At 60.1% G+C, this 9,002-nt stretch carries 7 protein-coding genes; 3 read left to right on the top strand and 4 right to left on the bottom strand.

The window, feature by feature from the left end; genetic code table 11:
* The 3 genes from TBU01S_RS21885 to TBU01S_RS21895 form a co-directional block, all read left to right on the top strand.
* The coding region (locus TBU01S_RS21885) for an ATP-dependent nuclease (protein ID WP_068639609.1) at window positions 1-1,720 on the top strand (1,720 nt) is incomplete at its 5' end.
* Window positions 1,721-1,722: 2 nt separating this feature from the next.
* Window positions 1,723-3,483: a UvrD-helicase domain-containing protein gene (locus tag TBU01S_RS21890; RefSeq protein ID WP_068639610.1), complete on the top strand. Its 1,761-nt coding sequence runs from the start codon at window positions 1,723-1,725 to the stop codon at window positions 3,481-3,483.
* A 91-nt stretch (window positions 3,484-3,574) separates the two neighbouring features.
* Complete coding sequence (locus tag TBU01S_RS21895; RefSeq protein WP_068639611.1) at window positions 3,575-4,429, top strand: hypothetical protein; 855 nt, start codon at window positions 3,575-3,577, stop codon at window positions 4,427-4,429.
* A gap of 44 nt (window positions 4,430-4,473) precedes the next feature.
* On the opposite strand, the gene TBU01S_RS21900 is transcribed toward TBU01S_RS21895, so the two are convergent.
* From TBU01S_RS21900 to TBU01S_RS21915, 4 genes are all read right to left on the bottom strand, one after another.
* Window positions 4,474-5,640: a PDDEXK nuclease domain-containing protein gene (locus TBU01S_RS21900; RefSeq protein WP_068639612.1), complete on the bottom strand. Its 1,167-nt coding sequence runs from the start codon at window positions 5,638-5,640 to the stop codon at window positions 4,474-4,476.
* A complete protein-coding gene (locus tag TBU01S_RS21905) occupies window positions 5,637-6,836 on the bottom strand; it encodes a tyrosine-type recombinase/integrase (protein WP_068639613.1) in 1,200 nt (399 codons plus the stop codon). Before TBU01S_RS21905 ends, TBU01S_RS21900 begins: the two co-directional genes overlap by 4 nt.
* Before the next feature lie 227 nt (window positions 6,837-7,063).
* On the bottom strand, window positions 7,064-7,864 hold the full coding sequence (locus TBU01S_RS21910) for a thiazole synthase (protein ID WP_068639614.1): 801 nt from the start codon (window positions 7,862-7,864) through the stop codon (window positions 7,064-7,066).
* Between the two features lie 40 nt (window positions 7,865-7,904).
* On the bottom strand, window positions 7,905-8,939 hold the full coding sequence (locus TBU01S_RS21915) for a YeiH family protein (RefSeq protein ID WP_068639615.1): 1,035 nt from the start codon (window positions 8,937-8,939) through the stop codon (window positions 7,905-7,907).
* Between the last annotated feature and the right edge of the window lie 63 nt (window positions 8,940-9,002).

Here is a 9,002-nt window from a genome sequence, read left to right on the forward strand (position 1 = left end):
CTCTAACAACGTCGGCAAGAGCACCATTTGCGACGCGCTAGATCTTGTCTTGGGGCCAGATCGACTGAACCGATTCCCGCCAATTGACGAGTTTGACTTTTACAACGCCCAGTATCTTGCCTCGCCTGCGCAAGAGGGTGCCGAGCCTGAAGAAATTCCATTGCGCGTAGAAGTCATCCTGATCGAGCTGAGTGCTGAAATCGACGCCAAGTGCGGTGGCAACACAGAATTCTGGCACTTGGAAGAACAACGTCTTTTGGGCGAGGGCGAAGTTCAGGCTGCAAACCCACCACATGTGGTTCCTTGTCTTCGCCTGGAAACCATTGGTAAATACGATCTCGCGGAAGACGAATTCGAAGCTAGGACTTTCTTTTCCCACAGTCCCGACGCGCCTGAAGGCACACTGACGCCCGTATCCAAGCCAATCAAGCGGCAGTTCGGGTTTCTCTACCTGCGAGCTTTACGCACGGGATCGCGGGCGCTGAGCCTTGAGCGCGGTTCGCTTCTGGACATCATTCTACGCACCAAAGGCGTTCGCACGACTCTTTGGGAAAAGACCATCGAACGATTGCGCGGTCTCGACATTGAAGCTGACGCCGCCGAGATCGCTCCTGTCTTGCGTTCGGTCGAAAAGCGGCTTGCCCGCTACATTGCGCTAGATTCGCCCGGCAACGCGACGAAGCTGCACGTCTCGGAGCTCACGCGCGAGCATCTTCGCAAGACGATGTCGTTCTTCCTGTCCATCTCCGCCGACCAAGGCCCCGTCCCCTTTCCCCATGCGGGCACCGGTACTGTCAACACGCTCGTGCTCGCTCTGCTATCGTTCATCGCGGATCTCAAACCTGACACTGTTATCTTCGCCATGGAGGAGCCCGAGATCGCGGTCCCTCCGCACACCCAGCGCCGAATCGCCCAATATCTGCTGACGAAGACCACCCAGGCCTTTGTGACCTCCCACTCGCCCTTTGTGATCGAGAAATTCGAGCCGTCGAAAACACTGCTTCTCTCGCGTGACGGCGGTATTGTCAGCTCCCGTAAGGTCTCCGACGCAACGGGACTCAAAGACAACGACTACAAGCGCTTCTCTCGCTCGGGGTTGTCCGAATGCATGCTAGGACGAGCAGCAATTGTCGTCGAGGGCGTCACCGAACTGCATGCGATGCCCATAGTTGCGCGCCGCATGGAAGAAAACGACCCTAACTTGCAGCCCCTGGATATCGCCGGCGTGGCTTTCTTCGACGCAGACGGCGAATCGAACATGCCCAAGTTTGGTAAGTTCTTCAACACGCTTGGGCTGCGCACCTTTGCTTTCTACGATCTCGACCACAAGAAGAAGCGCAAGCCCGAGCAGGCTCAGGCTCTCGCGGAAAATTTCGAGATTAACGTCGAGCACGCCTACAAGGGCTTTGAAGATCTCCTGGTGGCTGAAGTGTCGGTGGATCGGCATTGGTCGTTTCTCTCAAGCCTCAAAGCAAATGGCGAACATGGCAATATCGCCATTCCCGACGCGCGCCCATCTGACGACGCTATCAAGGCTATCGCCAAGGAGGCTCTCGGCGGAAACAAAGGTGCGGGCTGGTCGGCCCGCCTTCTCGAAGAGTGCGAATTCAACGAGTTGCCGACTACCGTCACACAATTCCTCGCGTCTGTGTTCGCTCTGTTCCCGCCACCTCCGCCCATCGACGAGGGTGAAGGCGAAAACCCCGATCTGTTCGCCTGATCATGAACGAGCCTTGTCTGCTTCGCGACAGTATCCTTGCTTGCGAAGGGCACGCACTGGTGACAGGTGGCCCTGGCAGCGGCAAGACGACCATTGCATTGCGAAAGGCGGTCAAGCGTATTCAACAGGGAATGACGCCTGGGCAGTCCGCTCTCTTCCTGAGCTTCTCACGCGCTGCAGTGGCTCGCATCCTCGACGCGGCCAAGCTAGAAGCTACAGCGGCCGAGCAAGAGCAACTTTCGATTCAAACCTTCCACTCCTTCTTCTGGGACATCCTCAAGGCGCACGCGTACCTGCTCGGTGCTCCGCGCAAACTGTCGATTTTGCTGCCACAGGATGAGAAGGCTCTGAGCGGGGGCATCGACGACGAGGATGACGAATGGGATAAATGGCTGATTGAGCGCGAGCGGCTGTTCCGCGAAGAGGGCCGCATCGCGTTCGACCTGTTCGCTCCGAACGCGACCCGCCTACTAGCCACCAGCAGCCACTTGCTTTCGTCGCTCGCGCGGCGGCATCCCATCATCATCGTTGACGAGGCCCAGGACACCGGGCAATTCGCGTGGCAATGCATTGAGATGCTTGCTCCACACGCGCAGATCGTTTGCCTCGCCGACCTCGAACAACAAATCTTCGATTACCTACCTGGCGTTGGACCAGAACGGATCGCAGCGATTCGTGCTGCACTTCGTCCACTCGAAGTTGATCTGGGTACTCAGAACCATCGCAGCCCAGATTCTGAAATATTGATATTTGCCAACGACATTCTGGCCGGGCAGGCACGCGGTGCGCCCTACAAAGGGATTTCTTCCTTTTCCTATCGGCCTGAAAACCCAACGCCGAACTGGAACCATGTGCTACGACGCGCCATAGCTCAGTTGCTGTCGAAAATCCGCGCGGAGTCCGATAGCCGACCCCAAACGCTCGCAATATTGGTGTCAAACAACAGAAGTGCGCTACGCATGTCCAACGCGCTCAACGCAATCGAACCGAATGTAGGCAAGGCTGTGCGCCACAAGCTGTTGTTCGACGAGGCCGAGGCCCTACTATCGGCACGATTTGCGGCGTTTCTGCTTGAGCCCAAAGACCTTGCTCAGCTCGAGCTCGATGTGGCAGCCAGCATGGAGCTGATCGCCGCTGCGCGGCGGGCGACCGGACAAGCTAAGGCCGCCGTGAGCAAACTTTTGGAGCAAGCGGGAAAAATTCGAGGCGGCAAGACCCTCAACATCAACATCGTGAAAGCGTTGCGGAGCCTAATTTCAGGTCTTCACGCCGACGGCTTCACCGGAGACCCCGCCACCGACTGGCTTACCGTCAAATACGCTCTTCGAGCCACTGGCCAAAATGAGTTGCTGCGTGTGGCTTCCCAGCTTGACTTCCTAGTCGCCTTCCGACGCGGACATCGAATTTCAGCAGGCTTAGCCAACGAATGGCTGCGCGACGGTGCCTACACGAACGCTCGGTTAGCGTTAGATCAGGCCCTTGCACAAGAGCAAATTTTGGATGGTATCGAGGCTCCTGCCGGGCTCCAGGTGATGAACTTTCATAAGGCCAAGGGTAAGCAGTTCGATGGAGTTGTCATTGTCCGAGAAGCACGGCGCACGGCTGCCGGAGTACAGTCTTCCTTCGTTTGGCGAGGAGATGAGGCACCACATCCTAAAAGCCGCAAAGTCCTGCGCGTGGGGATCACCCGTGCTCGTATCCACACATTGATCGTCAATCCCATGTGGCCGGCCTGTCCAATCCTGCGAGGACATAAGTTGTAGGCGCAAGGTCTGCGAAGCTCTTCCACAGATAGCGCTGACGGACTTCAGTTCTACCGTAATCCGCAACCCTTACAGGAACGCTATAAATTCAATGACTAAATCTGCGCACGAGAAAAACGGGGAAAAAAAAGCCGACTACTTCTCCGCTGGCAAGCCAGTTCACCGGCTGTCGTATTGTGCTTTTCTGGATGTCTTGGGCTTTTCGGAGAGGATTCGCACCAGCTATAAGGATGGCACCGCGAACGCGCTATTGGAAAGTTTTCATAAAATCCTCGCCAAGAGCATTGCACGGCTTAAGGAGAATACCGACGAGTCGATGCTCTATTTCAAGTCGTTCACCGACAACGTGGTACTAGCCCATCCTCGATTCAGCGACGACATGGAATCGGAGTTCGGATTCACCCTCTGGTCCATCAGGGAATACCAGTTCCAGATGGCGCTCAAAGGCTTTTTCATTCGAGGGGGATTGGCGGTTGACCAGTTGTTCATGGATGGAAACAGCGTGTACGGCATGGCGTTGTTGACAGCCCATGACCTTGAAAGCAAAGTCGCCGTTAATCCCATCGTTGTGCTGTGCGACAACACCATGAAGCTGGTTGACAAGCACATCGGCTACTACTCCGGGGAGGCGGCCCCTCAAGTCCGGGATGTTCTGAAAGGCCCGGACGGCCGTTATTTCTTGAACTATCTGACGGAGTGCATTATTGAGGGTGATGATCGAGAGTATCTCGATGCCAAATCCCTTCGCCGGCACAAGAAGCAGGTCGAATCAGCGCTGAAAGCCTATGCCTCAATCCCTACAGTGTTCTCCAAATTCGCATGGCTCGCCGAGTATCACAACTATTTCTGCGACACGGTTTCAGGCTACCCGGAATACAACGAGGCAATGAAGGTGTCGGCGACAATCTGTGCTGTGCAGTTCCAGCGAATCACCAAGAAAAAGTAGGCCTTCGATCGCGGATCCCGCGGGTTGCACGCCGAGACACCCGGTTATTTCTTGCGTGTCTTGGGGATTAGCGTTCCACGAGATTCAAGCAGACGCCGCGTGTTCTCCAGCTCTTTTTGCAGCAATTCTGCATCTGGCAGTACGGTGCGGTAGTTCGCCGCCATCACCTTGGTCGGCAAGCCATCCAACGCATACCGCGCCAGGGCATTGCCCTTGTCCGCGCACAGAATCAGGCCCACTGGCGGGTTCTCGTCCGGGTAGGCCCAATGCTCCTTGGCATAGTTGCAGTACATGTGCATCTGCCCCACATCGGCATGGTTCAAGCTGCCCAGCTTCAGGTCGATGATGACCAAGCAGCGCAGCTTGCGATGGAAGAACAGCAGATCGACCCGATACCAGGTCTGGTCGATGCGCAGCCGACGTTGCCGCCCGACGAAGGTGAAGCTTTCGCCTAGTTCCAGCAGGAAGTCTTCCAGCCGCTGGATCAAGGCCGCTTCCAGGTCGGATTCCGAATACTCGTCCTTGAGGTCGAGGAACTCCAGCACATACGGGTCTTTGATCGCATCATTGGGCGTGACAGCATCCTCGGGCTTGGCCACGGAGCCCTTGAGCAGCATCGCAGCCTTGTCCTTGGACAAGGCCGTGCGTTCATAGAACTGGCTGCCGATCTGCCGGTCGAGCTGGCGCACGCTCCAGCCGCCGTGCAGCGCCTCGGTCTCGTAGAACTGGCGAGCATGGTCATCCTTGACCGACAACAACCGAACATAGGCCGACCACGGCAAGGTGAAGACCTGGGCCAGTTCGGCGAGGTCGAATTTCCGAGACACCGTCTCGGAATTCTCGATGGGCAGTCCTTCACCAGATTTCCGAGACAGTGTCTCGGAAATTGCCTCAAGGGGGTAAGCGGCGAAGAAGCGCCGCATGTTCTCCAGGTTGTCCGGGCTGAACCCGCGCCCGAATCGCGCCGTCAGATCGGCGGACAACCTCGCCATCAGCTGCTCGCCGTAGCCAGCCCGTCGTCTGCCTTTCTGCTCGGCTTCGACGATCCGGCGGCCAATCTCCCAATAGCTGGCCGTCATCAGCGCATTGACACTGCGCGCCGCTGCCTGGCGGGCTGCATCCAGCAGTTCCACGATGCCGCCGTGGATGCCGGCATAGCCAGCCGGTAAGGCCGCAGGTTTCCTCTTTGCCACGGGCGTCTTCCTTGTCATGCTGTCACCTCCATAGAACGGGACGCCCCGGTAATCGCCAGCCGCCGATTCGCCACCAGTTCGGCCGCATCCCGCACCGGCTTGTCCTCGGTATGAACATAGTGCATAAACATCGCCACGGTCTTGTGACCTGTGAGCTTCATGCCCACCTTGGTTGGCACGCCCGAGTTGGCAATATCGGTGGTCGCCCGGTGGCGGATGCCATGCGTGCCGACATGGGGCACGCCAGCGGCCTTGAGCGCGCGCGTCCAGCCGCCGTAGTGTTCACCGTGGGTCATGTGCCGAGTCGGATCGTTGGGCGACGGCAGGACATAGGGGCAGCCTTCCCGGCGCGGTGCGGTGGACAGCAGCCGATAGGCTTCCTCACTCATCGGCTTGGAGATGCCACCGGTCTTGCTGTCAGGCCAGACGACGCGGCGATGCTCCAGATCAACCCAGCCCCATTCCAGCGGGCAGATTTCGGAGCGCCTGGCGGCGAACTCGAATTGCAGGCGGATCGCCAGAGGGATGACATAGTTTTCCAGTCCTTCCGCCTCCAGGTGCTCCAGGTGACGGAAGATCCGCACCAGCTCATCGTCCACGATGAGCCGGGTTTCCTTGCCGGGTGGGTACATCGGGACGTGGCGGCACGGATTGGTGCCGTCAGGGCGCAGCCCCCACACTTCGGCCAGGTTGAACATCTTGCGCAGCACGCCGAAGGTGCGGTTGGCCTCGGCCTGCTTGTAGGCCAGCTTCTTCATCAGCGCGGCCACGTCCGGGCGCTTCACGTCCTGCACCTTCATCCGGCCCATGATCGGGATGATGCAGCGGTCAATCACGCCCTGATAGCCGCGCTGGGTGCTGGGCTTGTTGCGCTGTTTGGAGTAGTCCTCCATGAAGGTGTGGCAAAACTCCTTCATGGTCGGAGCCTTGCGGGCGGCGTTCTTGGCCGCGCTGGGGTCGCCGCCTTTGCGCACCTCGGCCAGCCACTCTTGCGCCATCGTGCGCGCCTGATCGACCGTCAGCTCCCCGTACTGGCCCAGAGCGGGCTTACGGCGCTCGCCGGCGTTCGTGCGGTACTGGAGCATGAACACCTTGCGGCCCGCTGGGGTGATCTTGCACAGGAAGCCGGGCACCACGGTATCCCGCAGTTCGATGGCCTTGTCTTGGGGTTGTGCCGCATCGACTGCGGACTTGGTGAGCTTGATCTTCGCCATGATGACTCCTCGGAAAACCCGGTTTCCAAGAGCCGCATGGGAGCCACGCGAGGAGAAGCCGGGTCAAGTTTCGGAAAGCACCGGCATATGTTGAACTCGCCTAAGTGATTGATAAACCTGCTGTATCGAGCCTTGGCGTAGTCCAGCGAATTGCCGAGCTAGAGTCATCGTGAAACAAAAAAGAAGAGGCGCGAGGGTATCACTCCCCGGAACATTTGGGGACGGGCTCAGGCCGCCTTGCCGAGCGGGGAAATCATGCCGGTGGCCGGCGACGATGCTTCCGCCATGTAGAGCTTGCGCGGCATGCGCCCGGCGAGGAAGGCCTCGCGCCCGGCGCGCACCGCATGGCGCATCGCGCTCGCCATCAGCACCGGATCGCGCGCATGGGCGATGGCGGAATTCATCAGCACCGCGTCGCAGCCCAGTTCCATCGCGATCGCGGCATCCGACGCGGTGCCGACGCCGGCATCGACCAGCACCGGCACCTTGGCGTTGTCGATGATCAGGCGCAGGTTCCACGGGTTCAGGATGCCCATGCCCGAGCCGATGATCGAGGCCAGCGGCATCACCGCGACGCAGCCGATGTCTTCGAGCATGCGGGCCTGGATCGGATCGTCGGAACAATAGACCATGACGTCGAAGCCTTCCTTCACCAGCGTCCGCGCCGCCTTCAGCGTCTCGGGCATGTTGGGGTAGAGGTTGTTCGGGTCGCCCAGCACTTCGAGCTTGACCAGCGCGTGGCCGTCGAGCAGTTCGCGCGCCAGGCGCAGCGTGCGCACCGCATCCTCGGCGGTGTAGCAGCCGGCGGTATTCGGCAGATAGGTGTAGCGCGCCGGCGGCAGGTAGTCGAGCAGGCTCGGCTCGCCCGCGCTCTGGCCGATGTTGGTGCGGCGGATGGCGACGGTGACGATCTCCGCCCCGCTCGCCTCCATCGCCCGCCGCGTTTCGTCGAAATCCTTGTACTTGCCGGTACCCACCAGCAGGCGGGACGTGTAGGGCCTGCCGGCGATGATCAAGGGATCCTTCATGTCTGTCTCCTCTTTCTGCTTGTCGTGCCGGCCCGCGAACTCAGGCCGACAGCAGGCGCATCAGCATCACGATGGCCATCATGTAGAAGGCGATGAACAGGGTTTCGCTCGACAGCAGCGCGATCGGCTTCCAGCCCAGCGCAGCCAGCTTCTCGAACGAAGTCTTGACGCCAAGCGCGGAAATCGAGATCACCAGGCACCAGCGCGACACGTCCGAACTCACTTCGACCACCTGGACCGGAATCCAGCCCAGGCTGTTGACCACCACCAGCGCGGCGAAGGCGATCAGGAAGAAGGGCAGCAGCGGCGCCTTCTTGCCGCCGGCCGCCTGGGCGGACTGGGCGCGGAAGCCGAACGCGAGCACCATCACCACCGGCACCAGCATGGCGACGCGGAACATCTTCGCCAGCGTCGCCGCATCGCCGACCGCCGGCGAGATCATGAAAGCGGCGCCGACCACCTGGGCGACATCGTGGATCGAGCCGCCGAGGAACATGCCGGCCTCGCCCACCGAAAGCCCGCCGGCGGACACCACCAGCGGATAGAGGATCATCGCCGCGGTCGAAAAGGTCGCCACGCCAATCGCGGTCAGCAGGGTGTAGTGCTCGTTCTCCCTGGTCTGCGGCAGCGTGGCGGAAATCGCCATCGCCGCCGAAATGCCGCAGATGCCGGTCGCGCCGCCCGAGATCAGGCCGAGCATCGAAGGCAGGCCGAGCATGCGCGCCATCAGCATGCCGAAGCCGATCGTCAGCACGACCGCGCCGGCCAGCGCGCCGACACCGGCCAGGCCGAGGTCGGCGACGTCGCTGAAGGCGATCCGCGCGCCCAGCAGCGCGACGCCGATGCGCACCAGCTTCTTCGCCGAGAACTCGACCCCGGGAATGCATTTGTCGTTGTCCGAGAGAAAATGGAAGGCGATGCCGAGCAGCAGCGCGTACAGGAATTTGGGGCCGCCGTAATGATCGGAGACGAAGGCGGCGGTGATCGCGATCACCGTGCACAGCATGAATCCGGGCAGCAGCTTGCGCGCGTCGGCGAACATCGAGGCAGGCATGGCATTGGTCTGGGCAGTCATGATGCAAAGGCGCGCGAGCGCGCTCGATCCCTCTGTGCGTGGTCCGGGGGGAAAAATGCCCCG

The organism is Thauera butanivorans NBRC 103042 (genome assembly GCF_001591165.1).
In the GTDB taxonomy this organism is placed as follows: domain Bacteria; phylum Pseudomonadota; class Gammaproteobacteria; order Burkholderiales; family Rhodocyclaceae; genus Thauera; species Thauera butanivorans.